Below are 19,734 nucleotides of genomic sequence, written 5' to 3'. Positions count from 1 at the left end.
TTGACTATTAGTACGTTTGTTTATGGTTTAACGTCTTCCGGAACGTCCAGAGCCTCCGCCGGATGAACCTCCTCCTGATCTGGAGCTTCCGCCACCCATACTAGGTGATGCAGATCTGCCCGAAGATGGCGATGGTGTATATGACGGTCTGGATGCCGGTTGATCATATGTTCTGCCTGAAGAAGAACGACCTGAAGATGTTTCTCTTGATCTGGTGTCAGCCGGACGAGATGTAGAGCGGGTAGATGGAGCTACGCGTTCTGAAGTTCCTTGTCTTGAGCTGGTTCTGCCTGAGTTAATATCTCTTGTATCTCTGTAGATCGCATTATTATCTCTTGCTGTTCCGGATCTTCCAGATGCAGTCCCTGATCTTCCTGAGCTGCTTCTGTCAGAACCGCTAACCGCAGATCTGCCGCTGGTCGAACGTGATGATCTTCCTGAGCTTGTACCTGTGATTCTGCCATTCGCATCTCTGCTTACAGCGATGCCGCTTCTGTTGCTGCTTCTTCCTGAAGATGCACTTCTAGAAGAAGTTCTTACATTAGAATAGTTATTGCGGTAAGCTGTTGAACGGTTGGATGCTACACGGTAATTGCCTGCATAATGCCCGTTACCATAGTAAGGATGACCCCATGAGTTATAGTAGGAATTATATCCCCAGTAGTTACCCCATCCGAAGCCCGGATAACCGTATCCATAGTAAGGGTAGCCACCCCAGCCGAAGCCTCCGCCCCAACCGAAACCACCTCCCCAGCCAAAGCCAAGTGACCATCCGCCACCCCAGCCCCAACCAAGGCCTAATCCAAATCCGCTATATCCGTACCATGGATCAAACCATGGATCGTAGTATGACATGCCCGGCGAAGAATAATAGAATCTGTTGATTCTGTTTGCATATTCCAGTTCGCCCATGTCATCATATCCGTTGTTATATTCATCGTCCGAATATTCGTCCGCATAATAGGAATCATCCTGTGCATATTGATCTCCGTCTGTATAATAATAATCCGGACTCTGATACACTCTCTGAGCCTTAGATTGGTTATTATAGACATCATCTCTATAGGTGATTTGCTTATTGGTTGAGCAGGAGCCAAGTGCTATGACCGCGGCTATTGCCAACCCACCGAATAATAATCTATTTTTTTTCATGATTTCCATACCAGTTAACCTTCGACAATTACAGTCTTATTTATTATCTTAGACGCCAAATTAAGTGATTAGTTTAACGCGTCCTGTAAAATAATTTAAAATTACGGATTTTAATCCATTCACTACTTATGGAGACGGAAATTAATCCCATAATGTTACAAATTTTTGAAGAAATACATATATGAGTAAAGGAATTACAAGTAGAGCAGAAGATTATTCGCAGTGGTATAATGACCTTGTGATCAAGGCGGATCTGGCCGAATATTCTGCGGTAAGAGGATGTATGGTGATCAAGCCATACGGATATGCCATCTGGGAGCGTATGCAGGCGATTCTGGATAAGATGTTTAAAGATACCGGTCACAGTAATGCTTACTTTCCTTTATTTATCCCCAAGTCTTTCTTTTCTAAGGAAGCTTCTCACGTAGAAGGGTTTGCAACGGAGTGTGCCGTAGTTACACATTACCGCCTGAAGAATGACGGGTCTGGAAATATTATTGTTGATGAGGACGCAAAACTTGAAGAGGAACTTATTGTAAGACCGACTTCAGAAACTATTATATGGAATACATACCGCGGTTGGATAGAATCCTACCGTGATTTGCCGATTCTGGTAAATCAGTGGGCGAATGTTGTGCGTTGGGAAATGCGTACACGTTTATTTTTGCGTACAGCAGAATTTTTGTGGCAGGAAGGACACACTGCTCATGCTACAAGTCAGGAAGCCATAGAAGAAACGGAAAAAATGTTGGGTGTATATGCTCATTTTGCAGAAAACTATCTAGCTGTTCCGGTAGTAAAAGGTACAAAGACTGAAAATGAACGTTTTGCCGGAGCATTGGATACCTATTGTATTGAGGCGCTAATGCAGGATGGTAAGGCTTTGCAGGCGGGAACTTCTCACTTTTTGGGACAGAACTTTGCTAAAGCCTTTGATGTCAAGTTTACGTCTAAGGAAGGTAAACAGGAACATGTCTGGGCATCTTCATGGGGAGTGTCAACCCGTTTGATGGGTGCACTTATTATGGCGCATTCGGACGATCAGGGATTGGTGTTGCCACCTATGCTGGCACCTATTCAGGTGGTGATCGTTCCTATTTACAGAACGGATGAGGAAAAAGCAAATATCGATGTTTTCGTGGATGGATTAAATGCCGAGCTGAAAGCAAAAAATATTTCTGTTAAATACGATGACCGTGATACACAACGTCCGGGCTTCAAATTTGCAGAATGGGAACTCAAAGGGGTGCCTTTGCGTGTAGCAGTTGGCGCACGTGATATGCAGAATGGTACTGTTGAACTGGCTCGCAGGGATACACAAACCAAAGAAACGGTTTCTCAGGAAGGTTTATCAGGTTTGATCGAAGGTCTGCTGGATACCATTCAACAAAATATTTTCCAGAAAGCATTAACTTTCAGGGATAATCATATTACTGAAGTGAATTCTTACGAAGAATTTAAAGATGTATTGGAAAACAAAGGCGGATTTATTTCCTGTCATTGGGACGGAACTGTGGAAACTGAAAAACGTGTGAAAGAAGAAACTAAAGCGACTATTCGCTGTGTGCCTTTAGATGCGAAAGAAGAAGAAGGAGTCTGTATATTTACCGGTAAGCCTTCTAACAAGAGAGTTTTATTTGCGAAAGCTTATTAATAAGAATTGATTGAAAACAGGAAGTTTTACTTCTTTAAAATACTGATATATGCGTTACCTGATATTGGGTTGCGGTTGGGTGGGTGAGTATGTCGCCCGATTATGGATTGCTGAAGGGCATGAAGTATGGGCATCTACTACCTCATCAGAAAAATACCATCGGCTGTTGTCCGATGGTATTTTTGCTTTTGTACATAATTTTGATGATGACAATGCTATTCCGGGTAATTTTCCGGAAAGCTTTGATTACATACTGGTTAGTGTACCCGCTACTAAGCGACACGATGAAGATACCCTGGCCAAAAGATTTGATCGGGTATTCGGATTTGTTTCGAAACTGACTTATAATAAACTTATTTTTCTCAGTTCTGTGGGAATTTATCCGGATGTTTCCAGAAATATGTTTGAGCAGGGGTGGGACAGAAATGAGCTTGATGCAAAGTTGTTAATGGCTGAAGAATCGGTACAGCGGCTTAGCAGAGTGATTGTTTACCGTTTAGGGGGCTTGTTTGGCAAAGAGCGGATTTTTGCCAAATATTTCCAGCATAAGGTGTGTACAACCGGAGGGCAGCTTTGCAATTTTGTTCATTTGGAAGATGTAGCTGCACTGATCTGTCTGGGGTTTGCTTCTGATCTTAAAAAGGGACTTTATAATGTAGTTACTCCTGCTCATCCTCTGAAACATGATGTTATCTTAGCCTCAGCTCAAAAGTATGGTTTTGCCGTTCCTGAAGCTTTTCGGGATGAAGATTCTTTTCAAAAAAAGGTACACGGATCTTTACTTCAGGATGAACTGAATTATACTTTTAAATTCCCTTCTCCGTTAGATTTTTGATAAATTTACATTTCACTAAACAAACAGAATAATGGCTTATAAATTTGCAACAAAAGCGATTCATGCCGGTCAGCACGCAGATCCGACAACCGGAGCCGTGATGACTCCTATATATCAGACTTCTACATATCAGCAGGCTTCTCCCGGAGATCATAAGGGTTTTGAGTATTCCCGGGGGACTAATCCTACACGTAAAGCTTTGGAAGATTGCCTGGCAGCGCTGGAAAACGGAAAACACGGTCTGGCTTTTGCCAGCGGCATGGCTGCTACAGACTGTGTGCTGAGACTGTTGAAACCGGGGGATGAAGTAGTGACAGGTGACGATCTGTATGGCGGGTCATATCGTATATTTACGAAAGTATATGAACAATATGGTATTACCTTCAAATTTGTCAATACTTCTGATGCAGAAGCTGTACAGTCTGCCATAACGGATAAGACAAAACTGATCTGGGTAGAAACACCAACAAATCCTACTCTGAAGCTGGCAGATATCGAAGCTATCGGTCAGATTGCCAAAGCCGCCAATGCTTTATATGTAGTAGATAATACATTTGCTTCTCCTTATTTACAGAATCCCCTGGATCTGGGAGCAGATATTGTAATGCATTCTGCTACTAAATATATTAACGGACATTCTGATGTAGTCATGGGAGCGCTGATCCTGAATGATGATGAAGTATACAAACAGTTATGGTTTTACTATAATGCCTGTGGAGGTACTCCCGGCCCTCAGGATTCTTTTCTGGCACTTCGTGGTATCAAGACTTTACATCTTCGTATGGAGGCTCATTGTGCCAACGGGCGTAAGGTTGCTGAATTTCTGAAAAATCATCCTAAGGTAGAAACAATCTACTGGCCGGGTTTTGAAGATCACCCGGGACATGAGATCGCTAAAAAACAGATGCGGGATTTCGGAGGAATGATTTCTATCGTACTGAAGGGGGCGGATATGCAGGAAACTTTCCGTATTTCTTCCCGCTTCAAGGTGTTTACGCTTGCTGAATCACTGGGAGGAGTAGAATCGCTGATAAATCATCCGGCAACTATGACACATGGCTCTATTCCGAAGGAAGCACGGGAAAAGGTCGGTGTCGTTGATAATCTGCTCCGCCTCTCGGTTGGTATAGAAGATGCTGATGATCTGATTGAAGATCTGAAACAAGCATTGGCTTAATATTATTTTTTTCAGGGCTGTCTCAAAAGTATCTCTTCATAGCCGATCTGTTTCCCAATCATAGGACAGAAATGTTGTTAGGTAAGAGATTGAATTGGAGACAGCCTTTTTTTACGTGATCATGTCTGATTTTAATATAAAAGAATTTTTGGATCTAAAGGTTGAACAGTATAATCAGCCTGGTTTTATTCCTAATGACCCTATCTGTATTCCTCATTTATTTTCTCAGAAACAGGATATTGAGATCATGGGCTTTTTTGCTTCTATTCTGGCCTGGGGACAGCGTAAGACTATTATTAATAAATGCAGGGAGCTGATTGAGCGCATGGATGGGGCACCTTTTGATTTTATACAGCAGCATGAAGAGACTGACCTGAAACAGTTGCTGGGATTTAAACACCGTACCTTTAACGATACAGACCTATTGTATTTTATCAACTTTTTCAAGTACCATTTTTCAGTATTTGATTCTCTTGAAGATGCTTTTTTGATTGGACAGGAGCAGGCAAAAGAAGTGTCAGTAGAGAAAGCACTGAATGCTTTTAAGGATTATTTCTTCTCGCTTCCGGATTTTCCTTTACGTACAAGAAAACATATCAGTGCTCCTGTACAAAAATCGACGGTAAAGCGTATAAATATGTTTTTGCGCTGGATGGTGCGTCAGGATAATAACGGTGTTGATTTTGGAATCTGGACCCGGATTCATCCAAAGGATCTGATTTGTCCGTGCGATCTTCATGTCGAAAGAGTGGCTCGTAAATTCGGGTTGATTACGCTTGATAAAGTGAATTGGAAAACGGCTCTGGAGCTTACCGACAATCTCCGGTTACTGGACCCTATGGATCCTGTTAAATATGATTTTGCATTGTTTGGATTGGGAGTAGAGAGGGAGATGTAAAAATCTTAAGGATTCTTAATTGCTGTGATATGGAACTCTATCCATTGGGGTGACAAATTTTTTAAAGGATATTTAAGCTTTTGAATATTTTTAAAAATCTGTATATTAGCTAAATATATCTGAATTTCATGTTGATATGTGAGCATGATCAGTATTCTTAACATTATCCTTTTACGGATAATTGTTTAAAACCAAATAACACTAACTATTATTAATATCCATGAGTAGAAAATTGAAACCAGTTTTTAAAGGGGCTTTGTTATTTCTTATTGTAAGTTATGGTATGCATAATTTATATGCTCAACAGGGAAAAGAATTACAGATTACAAACCAAAAATCAACCCTGAAAAAATCAAGTTCTTCTTATTTTTTAGATTACTTTAAACGGAATCTGGAAACGGAAAATCTGGAAAAAATAGAACCTGTTTATTATAATCAAACTATTCCGACGCATCTTTTAAAGTTGGAAAAGGAAACAATCTGGGAACTTTGGAAGGATGCCAATAAGGATAGATTAGCAACGTTTGTTCCTGCGGGCAAGGATGGAACAGAATTTATCTGGAATATTCCACAGGGACAGCGCATGAAAATAAAAACCTTTGTGAAAGGAGATAAACCTGCTTCCGGTTATCCTTTTTTTATAAATCTACACGGAGGCGGAGGATACAGCGAATTATCGGAGCCATGGGATTCTGAAACAAACGCTTATGAATGGATGGCTGCCCAAAAACTGGGGAATGCTTATCAGGATAGTCCTGCATATTATTTTGTGCCGCGGATGGCAGATGACAGAATAGGAAGATGGTATTATCAGCCTCAACAAGTTACCTGGCTGAGAGCCTGGCAACTGGCTGTACTTTCAAATGAAATAGACCCGGATAGAACATATATATTGGGGATTTCGGAAGGAGGATACGGAAGTTTTAGAATGGGAACTTTCTATGCAGATTATTTCGCAGGATTAGGGCCTATGGCCGGTCCGGAAACTAAAGAAGCAGCTCCGATCGAGAATTTAAGAAATACATCCGTTCGCATTGAAGTAGGAGAGTTTGATCGCGGATTCGGTCGTAATGAAATGGGAATTTCCTGGAAGAACAGGCTTGATAGTGCTGCTTTGGCTAACCCGGGTTATTTTAACCATGTCGTGACCATTCAACCTGGTAAGGGGCATGGTATCAACTATTATGATGTGACTCCCTGGTTGATCAAACAAAGCAAAAGAGTGACTTATCCTGATGTATTGTCATTTATGTATTATGATACGGACGGTGCTTACAGAAAAGGTTTTGGGTATGTGAGACTGGATGGTCTGAGTAAAGAGGGAGGAAGGAAATCTTTTAAAATTGAAAAAAGCGGAAACAATTATGATATCACTACAATAGAAGTGAAAGGTACCGTTTCCGGAAAAATTGATCTTTATGTGGATAAAGTAGATTTTACTAAACCAGTAAAAGTCAGGCTTAACGGAAAAGAGGTCTTCAACGGGAAAGTTAAAAATAATTTTGCTGTAGTAGTGGAGAGTATAGCCCTGTTTGGTGATCCGGGACGTATTTATGCGGCCAAAGTAGAATTGAATATTTAGGAATGCAATCTGCACCTGACTCAGGATTTAATGCAAATCTAAGGGGCGGATCTTGTCAACTCTTTAACTAAAATCTTGTACCAATAGAAGATCGGGTGGTGTAAGTGTAAGTTTGAAAACAACTGCTATAGGTTTATTATCCTGCAGCAGTTGTTGAGTCTATTTTTAACAACAGATCGACGAGTCTGTTGGAATATCCGAATTCATTATCGTACCAGCCGACCACTTTCACCAATCCGCCAACAATGGAGGTCAGTTGTGAATCAAAGACACATGAATAGGGATTGTTTATAATATCTACGGATACGATAGGATCCTCGGTATAATACAATACTTCTTTTAATGAGCCATTTGCAGCAGCTTGAAACTTTGCATTGATTTCTTCGACTGTAGTCTGTTTTTTTAGTGTACAGGTAAAGTCTGTGAGGGATCCGTTTAATACCGGAACCCGTATTCCTGCACCTCCGAGACGGCCTTCTAAATGTGGAAATACATTGGTGATAGCTTTGGCAGCACCGGTACTTGTTGGTATTATGGATGAAGAGGCTGCACGTGCACGACGTAAGTCACGATGAGGAGCATCATGCAGATTCTGATCACCGGTCATAGAATGTACGGTTGTAATATATCCGTCTTCAATCCCCCAGTTTTCGTCCAGAATTTTCACCAATGGCGCCACATTATTCGTTGTACAGGAGGCATTGGAGAGTATGGGAGCTGATAGGTCGAATGACTGATCATTGATGCCCAAAACTATAGTAGGAATTTCTTTGTCTGATGAAGGAGCAGATATAATAACTTTCTTTGCTCCGGCTTTCAGGTGTAAAGCCGCCTGCTCTCCGGAGGTAAAATGTCCTGTAGATTCAATAACGATATCAATTGCAAGTGCTTCCCAGGGAAGCAGCTCCGGATTTTTTTCTTTGCTGACCTTTATCTGTTGTCCGTTTATAAACAGATGATTTTCATCATACGTAACAGTAGCTTGAAAAGGACCATGTACCGAATCATATTTGAAAAGATGTGCTAGCGTTTTGGTGTCTGTCAGGTCATTAATAGCAACCACGCACAATTGTTTCCCAACATTTCTAAGCAGAATGTTTCGAAGTGTATGCCGTCCTATCCTTCCAAATCCATTGATCGCAATATTGATCATGCGTTATTTTGTGTAAGCTGCAATAATCTCGTTAATGTTTTTGTCGCCTTCCCAATGTTCTTTAAGCTGTCCGTCCGGACCGTATATATAATTAGCCGGGAATTGCGAAGGAACATGGAATTTTTGGATAAACTCCTGATTACGGTCATAAAGTAGCTCTACGTTTGATTTACCGTTTAATTTTGGTCCGAATGTATCAAAAAATGAAGCCATTAAAGCAGGGTCATTCATAGAAACGAAGTAAACGTTTACCCCTTTTATTTTGTCGTAATTATCGGAAAGCGCAGTTGCTTCATGCTGGCAGTGACTGCATCCCGGATCAAAAAGAACGAATACGGAGTTTTTATCTTTTGCAAGATCTGCTTTTCCAAAGCTGATACCAGATTTCAGTTTGTAAAATGTGAAATCTGCAGGTAATACTTTTGCGATTTCTTTTGTCATCGGTGGAGCAGCCTGAGCGGGAGTATGTGCTTCCTGCCCGGCATGTGGATCTGCTGAAGGTGCAGCTTCCTGCTCAGAGGATGTCTGTGTAGCTTGTTTGTTTTCTGAATTGCAAGAGAAAAGCAGAGTTGCTGTAAGCATACTCATCGCTCCTAAAACTAACTTCTTATTCATATGGATATTGCTCTTAATGATATTATGGCTTCAAAACTATGAAAAAAATATAAGTTTAAAAGTAAGAATACTGTTATATGACAGTAGGCTGTTCTTTTCAAAAATGGTATTTGTTTCAGGGCTGCGTTTTGTCTTCTGAGGCATCAGGTATCCCACTGTTGGAGCGCCCGTATTCATTGCTGTAGACCTTGAGTAATACACCTACAGAGGAGAGAATAAGGGGGCCGAAAATAACACCCAGCATTCCAAAAAGTTTCAATCCGAGCAATACTCCGAATACTGTGATCAACGGAGGGACATCTCCCAATTTTTTGAGGATCGTAAAGCGAAGTACATTGTCAATACCACCAATCACAATAAATCCATACAGCAATAGTCCTATACCATTGCCGATCTGACCATTGGCAAACAGGAATATAGACAGTGGTACATATACGGTCATTGTTCCCAATACCGGAATTATGGTTGATACAGCTGTCATTCCTCCCCAAAGAATAGGATTGTCAACACCCAGAAACCAATATCCTATCATAGCTACAAAGCCCTGACAGAGTGCCAGTATGGGAATTCCAATGGCATTTGATCGAACCATCATATTGACCTCCGTCCACAGTTCATTTTTACTTTGTGGTGAAAAGGGGATAGCATGATATATGGTTGATTCCATCCGTTTGGAGTGCACCAGCATAAAGTACAGTACAAATAAAGATACCAGAAGGTTAACACCTACTTCAGCGATAGAATTGAGAATACTCGGAAGGTAGCGGGTAAGTTTTTGTAATACATTCAGCAAAGCTTCTTCAGAGAGGTCAACATTTTTTAGTAAAGGTACAGTTGCTATATAATCTTTTATTGAATTGAAATTTTTGATAATATCATTTTTATCGCCAACAAGATTTGTCATCTCCGGTGTGATGTAGTTTATAATTCCCCAAGTCGGAAAGACAATAAACACAACTGTAAGAAGTACCATGAGCAGGCTGACGAGCGATTTGTTCCATTTTCGCTGTTCTGTCATTTTGAAATAGGCATTTCTAAAGAGAATATATAAGGTAATGGCACCCAGAAATCCAGGGAGATAGTAAGATAGATTGGTGAAGATAAGTATGCAGATCAGGATGATAATAATAATCAGCATAATCTGATTGATAGAATTGTTATGTATTTGCTTGTATTTCATCCTGAGATCTGGTTTATTTTTTAATAAATATCATAAAATAGTTTAACAAATAAAAAAAGCGCTAAATTATTAGCGCTTTTTAAAGTTTTATCCGTAAATCCATTTGAATTTATATTCTTTTAACGGTGTTTTCATGCGGTCTGCCAACCGGAGCAGGCGATCCGGCAATTTAAGCAGATAATCTCTTGCTTTTTCTGCCTGTTCATTCAGTCCGGTCAGTTTATCAATATTCCAGTCTGTATTTAATTCTTTCAGGATATCTACATAATCTATTGCGGTATATACACCTAGTCGTTGTGCAGCATCAGAGAAGTGTGCAAAAGCCTCTCCCTGAGGTTCTCCGGATTCTCTCAAAAACTGAGCGGGCATAACAATCTTTTTCCGCATCATATCTTCAAATGCCAGAATCACTTCACTTGCATCTACCACAAGTGCCTGAGAAATAAAAGACATATATGCTTTAGCATGTCTGGCTTCATCTGAAGCAATGACCCCACACATTTTTGCCAGAAGTTTATCTCCGTGTTTTTTTGCCAAACCGGCTACTCTGCGGTGTGATACGTTAGTTGCTATTTCCTGAAAGGAGGTATAAATAAAGTTACGGTAGGGATCTCTTCCTGTACCGATATCAAATCCATCCTGTATAAGGTATTGAGCCGAACGCTCAAATTCTTTCATGTTCACCCGTCCGGTAAGGTAAAGATATTTATTCAACAGATCTCCGTGGCGATTTTCTTCGGCAGTCCATGCACGCACCCATTTCATCCATCCTCCCTGCTCATTTTTTTCCACATCATCCACCATAGTCAACCATGATTCGTAGGTAGGAAGAGCTTCTTCAGTAAGGGTGTCGCCGATAAGCACTGCAACTAAATCATAAGAAAGTTCTTTGGCACTTTCCTGCAAGTCTCTTACCTCTTCAAAGAATGTATCTCTGGAAGCATCAGGCAAAAAATCTGCCGGTTGCCACATTTCTTCAACAGGCTTTAAATATTCGCTCATCTCATTCAGCATGAATGGCTCCAAATAAGTCATGACCTCTTTACGGGATCCTTCTGGTATTTGTTGGTTTAATTCTTGCATAGCATACAAAGGTAACTAAATAATGATTAATTGTATTTTAATAATTTCATAATTTGATTGGAAAGTGATGCAAATCATATTGTTTTGAAGAACGTTAATTCTATCAAATTTTCAAAAGAATACAGTGTGCTGACGTATTTTTTGTCCAAATACTATTAACTTTGTCTACTTTAATAAACGTGTATACATTTTGAAAAATTTCAATATATCCCAAATCAGGGCCGATTTTCCGATTCTTTCCAGATCAGTAAACGGCAAACCTCTGGTGTACCTGGATAATGGGGCTACCACACAAAAACCTCAGCAGGTTATCGATGCTATTGTTCGGTATTATACGGATATGAATAGTAATGTGCACCGTGGTGTACATTTCCTGAGTCAGATCTCTACAGATGCCTTTGAAGTAACACGTCGTAAGGTACAGCGTTTTATTCATGCGGCTCACGAACATGAGATTATTATTACGACAGGTACTACTCATGCTATTAATATTGTAGCAACCTGCTTTGGTAAAGCTAATATCAGGAAGGATGACGAGATCATGATATCTGCAATGGAGCACCACTCTAATATTGTGCCCTGGCAGATGTTATGCGATGAAGTAGGAGCAAAATTGAAAGTTATTCCTATGAATGAGAAAGGTGAGCTGGAGATGGATGCTTATCGTGCACTTTTTTCTGAAAAAACTAAAATCGTATCCTTAACTTATGTGTCAAATGCATTGGGAACGATCAATCCGGTGAAAGAACTGATACAGATTGCTCATGAGCATGGTGTGCCAGTGCTGGTTGATGCTGCACAGGCGATTCAGCATCTGCCCGTAGATGTACAGGATCTGGATGTAGATTTTCTGGTTTTCTCCGGTCATAAAATGTACGGTCCTACCGGAGTAGGTGTACTGTATGGCAAAGAAGATTTGTTAAATGCTATGCCTCCATATCAGGGAGGAGGGGATATGATTAAAGAAGTCACCTTCGAAAAAACGACTTTTAATGAACTGCCTTTCAAATTTGAAGCAGGAACACCTAATATTGAAGCGGGTATCTGTCTGGGTGATGCAATAGATTATATTGAATCTGTCGGACTCGATCAAATTGCTAAATACGAAGAGGAGTTGCTTACTTATGCAACAGAACGGATGTCTGCGATTTCGGGAATGAGAATTATCGGTACTGCGGATCATAAGTCCTCTGTACTATCATTTGTAATAGATGGTGTGCATCCTTACGATGTCGGTGTGATTCTGGACAAACTGGGAATAGCTGTTCGTACTGGACATCACTGTGCACAACCTGTTATGGATCAGTTTGGTATCCCGGGAACAGTACGTGCCTCTTTTGCATTTTATAATACAAAAGAAGAAGTGGATCAGCTGGTAGCAGGAGTAGAGCGAGCAGTAAGTATGCTCGTTTAAATTAGGTAAAAAATATGACAATCAACGAGATACAAGACGAACTCATAGAAGATTTTTCATTCTTTGAGGATTGGATGCAGAAATACGAATATATTATTCAACTGGGCAAAGAACTCCCTTTGGTAGACGAACAATATAAGACGGAGGATTATACTATTAAAGGCTGTCAGTCTAAAGTCTGGTTACATCCGGATATGGAAGACGGCAAGATTATTTTTAAGGCGGACAGTGATGCTGTAATCACAAAAGGACTGGTCAGTCTGATGGTGAAAGTACTGTCAGGACATACTCCAAAAGAGATCGTGGAGTCGGATCTTTACTTCATTGATCGTATCGGTTTACGGGAGCATTTGTCTCCGACACGTGCCAATGGATTACTTTCCATGGTGAAACAGATGAAACTTTATGCAGTAGCACTGCATGCAAAAAATTAACTAAGGCTATCATTTATAGAAAAAGGAGGTTTCGTTATTCGCAACCTCTTTTTTTTGCTCCCTTCAATTTCTTTTATGTTTAATTTATAAACAATAAAAATATTGGATGTTCATTTTATGTAAATAAAAGTGTGTTGTAAACACGAAAACGTTATAGTTAGTTACGCAAACGGTTGTGTTTTTGTGACATTCTTCGATGTCATTCTATAGTTCTAATATTGCCCTACCAATTAATTAACATAGAACTAACAAGGCTATAAACCTGATGAAGAGAAAAGCCATTATAAACCTTGAAGTCTCTAAGTTTTTTTAGGTAAAAGTGTTCATCTTTTAAATCCGTTAAATGAAAAAATTATACGTTGTTGCTACGGTTTTTTCTCTTATTGGTGGATGTTTGACGGGGATCGTTTCAGCTTCTCCGGGAACTAAGGCATCAAGTAAGAGAGTTACTGGTTTTGGGATAACCAATTTTTCCAAAGGGCTGGTTGATACCACGCAAGTTGACTCGGTACTCATTTATGACCTGAGTGCGACCAAGCCTTATCTGGGAAAGGACAGTCTCGCTATGGAAGCTGCCAGATTAAGACCTTTTGTATCTGTTCAACAGATGCTAAAGGGAAATATTGCGGGACTGTATATTCAGGAATCTTCCGGCGAACCCGGAACGATCAAGCAGGGAATAACTGTGAGAGGTATTTCTACACCTGTATTGCATGCGACAGATTTCAATAAGAATAAGCCGCTGATTGTTGTGAATGGTATTCCGCTGACAGAGGATCCTGCAATTGTGTATGATATCCAAAATTATACAATACAACCTGTCGGAGCTGCAACAAATATTAACACGGTACTGGATCCGGATAATATCGAATCTATTTATGTATTGAAAGATTACAGTACTGCGGCGATTTACGGACCAAGAGCGGCGAATGGTGTAATTTATATAACAACCAAAAATGCATCAGCAGGGGAGAGACGTATCAGTGTTAACGGAAACTTCGGATTTGCAACTCCTTCAAGCGTCTCTACGATAAACGGGGAGTTTGAAAAGAATTTCCGAAAACCATTTTATGATCGCTATGCAGATATCCTGCAACAGGCTTCATATCCTGCTTATCTGAGTGATTCTTCCAATGTCAATTATTACGGTCCTTCTAACTGGACAGATCTGTATTATAAAACTTCTCCGATTTATTCACTCAACGGTAGTCTGGTCGGTGGAGGAAATCGTTCTAACTTCCGATTTTTCGCAGGACATACTTCAGATGCAGGAGCAGCTGATGCAGCGAAGTTTAAAAGATATCAGGGGGCATTCTATATTAATATGATTCCTCTGCCATGGTTGACCATTTCCAGTATGATACATGCCACACGCCTGGATCGCGATCGTAATAAATCGATCATCGAAAGGTTTGGTGAGACACGCTATGTGCCGGATCTGAGTACGCCAATCTCTCCCAATAAAGATATGTACGGCTTGTATCTGAAGGAGTATGATAAGACTATTGATGAGAATTTCAATAACAGTATTATCGGATACTTCTCGCTGAATTTTGCCATTCTGAAGAATCTTAGTTTCTCTCCGAAGTTAATGATGGATTACAATGAGAATACAAGAAATGTATTCTGGCCTTCAACGTTGATGTCTGGGAATAATTATGTCTCCAATTACTTCGGTTACAATGAGCGGATGGTATTTGATAATACGCTGAACTATTTTTATGATGTGAATGATAAGGATCGTTTCAGTTTTACAGGAGGATTTAATTATCAGGCTGATGCCCAAAAATACAATTATGCTCAGGGATACAGAGGACCGAACGATTTTATTAAAGTAAACGTTGTCGAAGGAAATTCGCAGTATGCTAATTATCTGCAGTCTATAGGTTTTATTCCATACTACTATTCAGACAAGATCCAGCACAGACTTGCTTCATTTTACGGAAAACTGAACTATACCCGCAAAGACGAATGGAATATCGGAGCATTGATCCGGAATGATGGCTCATCTGCTGTACAACCTTCTGAACGTTGGTTTCTATCGTATGCAGTCAATGCGGATTATAATCTGAATCACGTTATAAAATCTGACTTCTTCGATTACTTTAAAGTATTAGCTTCCTATGGACGCCTTGGAAATATTCCGACCACAGACCGGGATGCGGCAGGACCTCAGTATGCATCTGAACTGGGTTGGGATGGAAATAAAGCAGTGTTTTCATATAATGGATTAGGAACATTAAGCCGTCCGTATCAGTCAGGTTGGGTAGGCTACGATCTGCCATGGTCCTATACAGAAATGTTGAATGTAGGACTTGATGTTTCCCTTTTGAAAAACATGCTTACAGCCCGGGTAGATTTTTATAACAAAGATAATAAGGACGCTATCTTTAATGTGCCTATCGTGGCGGAGTCCGGATATCAGTTTGAGCGCAAAAGCGGAATGGTTGTCAATAACAAAGGGGTGGATCTGACGCTGAATTTTAACCTTCCTGCTAAAAACGATTTCTCATGGAACAGTTCCTTTAATATCTCTTATAACAATAATAAACTGAAAGCCTTGCCAAACGGTCTTCAGGAAATTGAAATCGGAACCCGAAAACTGGCTGTAGGGGAGCGTATCGATCATTTTTGGTTATTGCAGAACCGGGGAATTTTCAATAATGACCTGGACGTACCGGTGAATCCGTCTACTTATAAAATCCTGACTTATAATGGTACCGATATGAAAGGCGGGGATCCAAGATGGATAGATGTAAACGGAGATTATGATATTAATAATAAGGATCGCCAGTTAATGGGTAATATTTTTCCTAAATACACCGGAGGATTCTATAATCAATTCAAATACAAGTCTTTTGATATAAGTGCATTTCTTTATTTCAATCTGAAAAAAGATATCCTCAATTCTCAGGCGGCGAGCTATTACGATTTTGCCAATCAGGATGAATCCAGTGCTATAGGAGCGGTCAGAGATATTACATTCTGGGAGAAAAATTTTGATGATAAAGCATATCCTTTATATAATCCCTGGTCTCCGGTATCGCCTTATCAGGCAGAACAGGATATGTTTCTGGAGGACGGTTCCTTCCTGAAACTGAGAAATCTCACAGTGGGATATGATATGACTAAACTGATGAATCGCAGCAAGGATAGATTTACAAAATTTTATGTGTACGTGAGCGGAAGCAATCTGTGGACACTCACAAAGTATACAGGAAGAGATCCTGAGTTAGTAGATTTTTATGGATATGATACGGGGTTAGGTCTGCGGATTCCGAAGACGTTCATATTGGGTGTTAAAATGGACTTGTAATCATTGGGTTATGTTAAGAAAAATGAAAATTAAATATTCTAAAAAGCGTTTTCTGACCACATGTATGTTGGGTGCAGTAATGACCATCGTAAGTGTTGGCTGTAATAAAATGCTGGATATCGAGTCTCAACATATTGTTGATGAAGAGAATAAGTGGAAAGATATTAATGATGCACGCGGGTCGATGCTGGGTGTATATGGTTTACTGCGCAGCGCTTTGGCAGAGAACAATTCACAGTGGATGTATGGAGAGTTGAGAAATGGAGATTTTACTTCATTAGGCAAACGCGATCTGCAGGTGATTATTAACGGTGAACTGAACTCATCTTATGCTTTAGTTCAGAAACTGAGTAACTGGCGTAAATTTTATGCTGTTATCAACGCTGCCAATCTGTTTATAGAAAAATCTCCGGAGATCATTAACAATGATAAGCAATACACAGCCTTAAACAATAAAATTGATGTTGCACAGATGCGTGTTATTAAAGGTTTCTGTTATTACTTACTGGCACGGACCTGGGGCGATGTGCCGATCTGGGATAAGTCATATGAAGGCAGTTTTCCAAAGGTAAAGCAATCGACTGAGAAGGAAGTATTGGCATATGCCGAGAAAGAACTGAAAGCCGCTGCAGAAATTCTTCCTTTTCAATATGGCTCACGATTCGATGAGATCTATCCAACTGAAAAATATATGGGCTTTGATCAGACCAAATGGAATGGAGTCTTGTTCAACAGAGTATCCGCAAATGCTATTCTGGCACATGTGGCAGCCTGGAGTGGCAATTATCTGGAGGCTTCAGTATATGCCGATTATGTTTTAAAAAATGCAAATAAAGCGGGTGCTGCGTATGTGGAATCTTCTTTTTTAACATCTGAAAAAGGATTTTTCAGCAATTCTAACTCTTCTCAATTAGTTGCCTTGCCTTTTTCATGGACGGCAAGTGAGGCTTCATTTGAAGGGCATTTAGAACAACTTACGTTGGCTACGCCATTAGTTTCTAAACCTGTTGCTGATATTTATATACCTGCAGACCAAATCATCCAGATTTTTCACGAAGCAGGGGATGTACGTTTCAGCATTAATAGTGCGGGAACTGTACAGACGACTTATTTTACAGATTTCGGAGGAGTGAGACCTGTATTCAGTAAAATCAAAGTGATCCGCGAAGGGGTTTCCGGAACGGATGGTTCCCTTCCGCTATTCAGTTCGGCTATTGTATTTACACGTATGGAAGAGATTGCTCTTCTTCGTGCAGAAGCCCTGGCTGTACTGGGACAGCGTGAACTGGCTAAAAATATACTGGATCAGATAAGAAAGAGCCGTGGTCTTTCGGAGTCTTCTTCTGCTACCGATCTGATAGATGAAATCTTTGCCGAACGTCGTCGCGAACTATTGGGCGAGGGATGGAGATGGTATGATCTGGTTCGCTACAAAAAGATAAAAAGAAACGATGCAGCCTTTAATATTCTTATCGATCAAAAAGGAATTTTCTGGCCGATTGCATCTGAAGTATTATCAAATAATTCTGAATTAGTACAAAATCCTTATTGGAAATAACCTCCTGAATTATGAAACAACAATCTATACTATTCGTCATTATGCTACTTGTCACTGCTTCCTTATGGAGCTGCGCCAAGACAGATGGCTATTATGACTATGAAAATAAGGAGAATATCTTCACAGGAAATACGATTGAATATTTTCAGTCTAAACCTCAGGTGTATGATTCTTTATTGACTGTGCTGAATAAATTTCCGGCATTAAGAGATTCTATTGCAACGACGGCAACCACCATTTTTGCACCAACCAATTCTTCTTTCCATTCTGCTATCACCAATCTTAATCTGGTTAGGAAAACACAAAATAAACCTTTGTTATATATCCGTGATCTGGATCCTGTACAATTGGATACACTGATCAGCAAGTATATTTCCAAAGATCTGGTGACTACTGATTCTATGCTTTTCGTAGACGGGCTTTTTATCAATGCCCGATACAATCAGGATATGCATGCTCAACGGATTAAACAAGAGTCTTCAGGATTTGTAGGAGGTGGATTGGTAACAGTGTATTACAGTGATACCAAAGGTTCCAATTTTCAGAGCCAGTGGACACGTACAACAACGCAAGCTGTAAATATCAAGACTTCAAATGGAGTAGTTCATATTCTGAATAACGGACATGAGTTTGGTTTTGGTGAATTCCTGACACGTTTTAATAAGTAATCAAATTATGAAGAGAATATATATCAATTCAATTGCGATAGTCATTTTGTCTGCTATTGTGTGTATTGGATGTAAGAAAAATTTTCCTGAAGATCTGGATGCTTTCAGTCTGGATATGAATTTTACAAGTACCGAATATAAGCCGGTATTAGGCAGAACAACCTATTTCTCGGGCAACTTTAACCCTGGGCAGACTACTTTGCCTCTTACGTTCCGCATTTCTGCAGTACGTACACATGAAGGTAAAGCGGCTCCTGAATTGCAAAAATTATTTCCGGTTTCTGTGTGGAAAGACCGCTATACCGGAGAGGAAACATCGCTGGAGCAAATCAATGCTAAACGGGAAACGGTAATGCGTCCGCTATGGGAGATCGGAGAACACTCCGGTAATTTTATTATGCACTCTTATGCTAATTCGAATATCCTGAAAACATTTCCGGATTCAGGTTACCTGTTTGATGTAGAGGTAAGCAGCAACGGCGGAAAGCGTTTTTTCAGAGATTTGAAATTAATGCCGGAAATGGAGCGCTCTTATGAGCCTTATAATGACAACGGATCTGTATCTCCTATGTTGACAATCGGTGTGAGAGGCGACTCTACCCGTACGCTGATGGCGGGTTCGGATATCAAAGTATGGTTTAATAAAGTGGGGGAAGGAAATTCACTAACCTTTAAATTTCTTGATCCGGATCTTAAACCAATCAAGCTTTCCAAGTTTAATACGACGAAATGGGAGGAACTGGTACACGGTTTCAATATGACATTTGCATCAGATTCTTCTTCTGTGCGCTATGATGTTGCCTACCCGATTCCTCTGGTTCCGACGATCAATACTAAATATAACAACGGAGCTCTTGCACGATCTATGTTCAGTTATACCAGAACAGCCTTTGGAGGTATGCGTGAAATATCAATTATCGGGATGAACTATACTATACTGGAAAAAGGAGATTGGGAAATGATTTATTATTTCTCCAATGAGGCTCCATTATTTGATAACGATTAACAGCCATGC

At 40.1% G+C, this 19,734-nt stretch carries 16 protein-coding genes; 11 read left to right on the top strand and 5 right to left on the bottom strand.

Annotated elements, in window-relative coordinates; genetic code table 11:
- Positions 1-27: 27 nt before the first annotated feature.
- Positions 28-1,152: a hypothetical protein gene (locus tag B4B65_RS18600; RefSeq protein ID WP_236581929.1), complete on the bottom strand. Its 1,125-nt coding sequence runs from the start codon at positions 1,150-1,152 to the stop codon at positions 28-30.
- Between the two features lie 181 nt (positions 1,153-1,333).
- Between B4B65_RS18600 and proS the strand changes: the two genes are divergently transcribed.
- From proS to B4B65_RS18575, 5 genes are all read left to right on the top strand, one after another.
- A complete protein-coding gene (proS, locus tag B4B65_RS18595) occupies positions 1,334-2,806 on the top strand; it encodes a proline--tRNA ligase (RefSeq protein ID WP_293917791.1) in 1,473 nt (490 codons plus the stop codon).
- A gap of 49 nt (positions 2,807-2,855) precedes the next feature.
- Positions 2,856-3,641 (top strand): NAD-dependent epimerase/dehydratase family protein, encoded by a 786-nt coding sequence (locus B4B65_RS18590; protein WP_293917789.1) that lies wholly within the window; start codon positions 2,856-2,858, stop codon positions 3,639-3,641.
- A gap of 31 nt (positions 3,642-3,672) precedes the next feature.
- Entirely contained in the window at positions 3,673-4,818 is a 1,146-nt protein-coding gene (locus B4B65_RS18585; protein WP_293917787.1) for a cystathionine gamma-synthase, read from the top strand.
- Between the two features lie 121 nt (positions 4,819-4,939).
- Positions 4,940-5,716, top strand: coding sequence for a TIGR02757 family protein (locus tag B4B65_RS18580; RefSeq protein ID WP_293917785.1), 777 nt, complete (start codon positions 4,940-4,942; stop codon positions 5,714-5,716).
- 220 nt (positions 5,717-5,936) lie between these two features.
- Positions 5,937-7,298 (top strand): hypothetical protein, encoded by a 1,362-nt coding sequence (locus B4B65_RS18575; RefSeq protein ID WP_293917783.1) that lies wholly within the window; start codon positions 5,937-5,939, stop codon positions 7,296-7,298.
- Between the two features lie 136 nt (positions 7,299-7,434).
- Here B4B65_RS18575 and gap read toward each other — a convergent pair whose 3' ends face one another.
- The 4 genes from gap to B4B65_RS18555 form a co-directional block, all read right to left on the bottom strand.
- Positions 7,435-8,451, bottom strand: a complete 1,017-nt coding sequence (gene gap / locus B4B65_RS18570) for a type I glyceraldehyde-3-phosphate dehydrogenase (RefSeq protein WP_293917781.1) — start codon at positions 8,449-8,451, stop codon at positions 7,435-7,437.
- 3 nt (positions 8,452-8,454) lie between these two features.
- Complete coding sequence (locus B4B65_RS18565; RefSeq protein ID WP_201678580.1) at positions 8,455-9,066, bottom strand: peroxiredoxin family protein; 612 nt, start codon at positions 9,064-9,066, stop codon at positions 8,455-8,457.
- 115 nt (positions 9,067-9,181) lie between these two features.
- Complete coding sequence (locus tag B4B65_RS18560) at positions 9,182-10,246, bottom strand: AI-2E family transporter (RefSeq protein WP_201678581.1); 1,065 nt, start codon at positions 10,244-10,246, stop codon at positions 9,182-9,184.
- Positions 10,247-10,333: 87 nt separating this feature from the next.
- Positions 10,334-11,329, bottom strand: coding sequence for an acyl-ACP desaturase (locus B4B65_RS18555; RefSeq protein WP_003001415.1), 996 nt, complete (start codon positions 11,327-11,329; stop codon positions 10,334-10,336).
- Between the two features lie 190 nt (positions 11,330-11,519).
- Between B4B65_RS18555 and B4B65_RS18550 the strand changes: the two genes are divergently transcribed.
- The 6 genes from B4B65_RS18550 (at position 11,520) to B4B65_RS18525 (ending at position 19,725) form a co-directional block, all read left to right on the top strand.
- Positions 11,520-12,743 (top strand): cysteine desulfurase, encoded by a 1,224-nt coding sequence (locus B4B65_RS18550; RefSeq protein ID WP_293917776.1) that lies wholly within the window; start codon positions 11,520-11,522, stop codon positions 12,741-12,743.
- Between the two features lie 14 nt (positions 12,744-12,757).
- Positions 12,758-13,177, top strand: coding sequence for a SufE family protein (locus B4B65_RS18545; protein WP_003001411.1), 420 nt, complete (start codon positions 12,758-12,760; stop codon positions 13,175-13,177).
- Positions 13,178-13,520: 343 nt separating this feature from the next.
- Positions 13,521-16,493 (top strand): SusC/RagA family TonB-linked outer membrane protein, encoded by a 2,973-nt coding sequence (locus tag B4B65_RS18540; RefSeq protein WP_293917772.1) that lies wholly within the window; start codon positions 13,521-13,523, stop codon positions 16,491-16,493.
- A gap of 22 nt (positions 16,494-16,515) precedes the next feature.
- Positions 16,516-18,051 carry a RagB/SusD family nutrient uptake outer membrane protein gene (locus B4B65_RS18535; RefSeq protein ID WP_236581931.1) on the top strand — a complete coding sequence of 512 codons (1,536 nt, stop codon included), beginning with the start codon at positions 16,516-16,518 and terminating at the stop codon, positions 18,049-18,051.
- 11 nt (positions 18,052-18,062) lie between these two features.
- Positions 18,063-18,719, top strand: a complete 657-nt coding sequence (locus tag B4B65_RS18530) for a fasciclin domain-containing protein (protein WP_201678585.1) — start codon at positions 18,063-18,065, stop codon at positions 18,717-18,719.
- Positions 18,720-18,726: 7 nt separating this feature from the next.
- Positions 18,727-19,725, top strand: a complete 999-nt coding sequence (locus B4B65_RS18525) for a DUF5007 domain-containing protein (protein ID WP_293917768.1) — start codon at positions 18,727-18,729, stop codon at positions 19,723-19,725.
- Positions 19,726-19,734: the final 9 nt, after the last annotated feature.

This window comes from Sphingobacterium sp. UBA5789, from assembly GCF_002418355.1.
In the GTDB taxonomy this organism is placed as follows: domain Bacteria; phylum Bacteroidota; class Bacteroidia; order Sphingobacteriales; family Sphingobacteriaceae; genus Sphingobacterium.
Note: the sequence above shows the minus strand (reverse complement) of the source record. Positions and strands in the feature narration are given on the sequence as shown.

What these genes read in the sequence shown, in the direction of transcription:
- B4B65_RS18600 (WP_236581929.1), bottom strand. Translation starts at nt 1,152, where the DNA reads ATGAAAAAAAATAGATTATTATTCGGTGGGTTGGCAATAGCCGCGGTC.
- proS (WP_293917791.1), top strand. Translation starts at nt 1,334, where the DNA reads ATGAGTAAAGGAATTACAAGTAGAGCAGAAGATTATTCGCAGTGGTAT.
- B4B65_RS18590 (WP_293917789.1), top strand. Translation starts at nt 2,856, where the DNA reads ATGCGTTACCTGATATTGGGTTGCGGTTGGGTGGGTGAGTATGTCGCC.
- B4B65_RS18585 (WP_293917787.1), top strand. Translation starts at nt 3,673, where the DNA reads ATGGCTTATAAATTTGCAACAAAAGCGATTCATGCCGGTCAGCACGCA.
- B4B65_RS18580 (WP_293917785.1), top strand. Translation starts at nt 4,940, where the DNA reads ATGTCTGATTTTAATATAAAAGAATTTTTGGATCTAAAGGTTGAACAG.
- B4B65_RS18575 (WP_293917783.1), top strand. Translation starts at nt 5,937, where the DNA reads ATGAGTAGAAAATTGAAACCAGTTTTTAAAGGGGCTTTGTTATTTCTT.
- gap (WP_293917781.1), bottom strand. Translation starts at nt 8,451, where the DNA reads ATGATCAATATTGCGATCAATGGATTTGGAAGGATAGGACGGCATACA.
- B4B65_RS18565 (WP_201678580.1), bottom strand. Translation starts at nt 9,066, where the DNA reads ATGAATAAGAAGTTAGTTTTAGGAGCGATGAGTATGCTTACAGCAACT.
- B4B65_RS18560 (WP_201678581.1), bottom strand. Translation starts at nt 10,246, where the DNA reads ATGAAATACAAGCAAATACATAACAATTCTATCAATCAGATTATGCTG.
- B4B65_RS18555 (WP_003001415.1), bottom strand. Translation starts at nt 11,329, where the DNA reads ATGCAAGAATTAAACCAACAAATACCAGAAGGATCCCGTAAAGAGGTC.
- B4B65_RS18545 (WP_003001411.1), top strand. Translation starts at nt 12,758, where the DNA reads ATGACAATCAACGAGATACAAGACGAACTCATAGAAGATTTTTCATTC.
- B4B65_RS18540 (WP_293917772.1), top strand. Translation starts at nt 13,521, where the DNA reads ATGAAAAAATTATACGTTGTTGCTACGGTTTTTTCTCTTATTGGTGGA.
- B4B65_RS18535 (WP_236581931.1), top strand. Translation starts at nt 16,516, where the DNA reads ATGAAAATTAAATATTCTAAAAAGCGTTTTCTGACCACATGTATGTTG.
- B4B65_RS18530 (WP_201678585.1), top strand. Translation starts at nt 18,063, where the DNA reads ATGAAACAACAATCTATACTATTCGTCATTATGCTACTTGTCACTGCT.
- B4B65_RS18525 (WP_293917768.1), top strand. Translation starts at nt 18,727, where the DNA reads ATGAAGAGAATATATATCAATTCAATTGCGATAGTCATTTTGTCTGCT.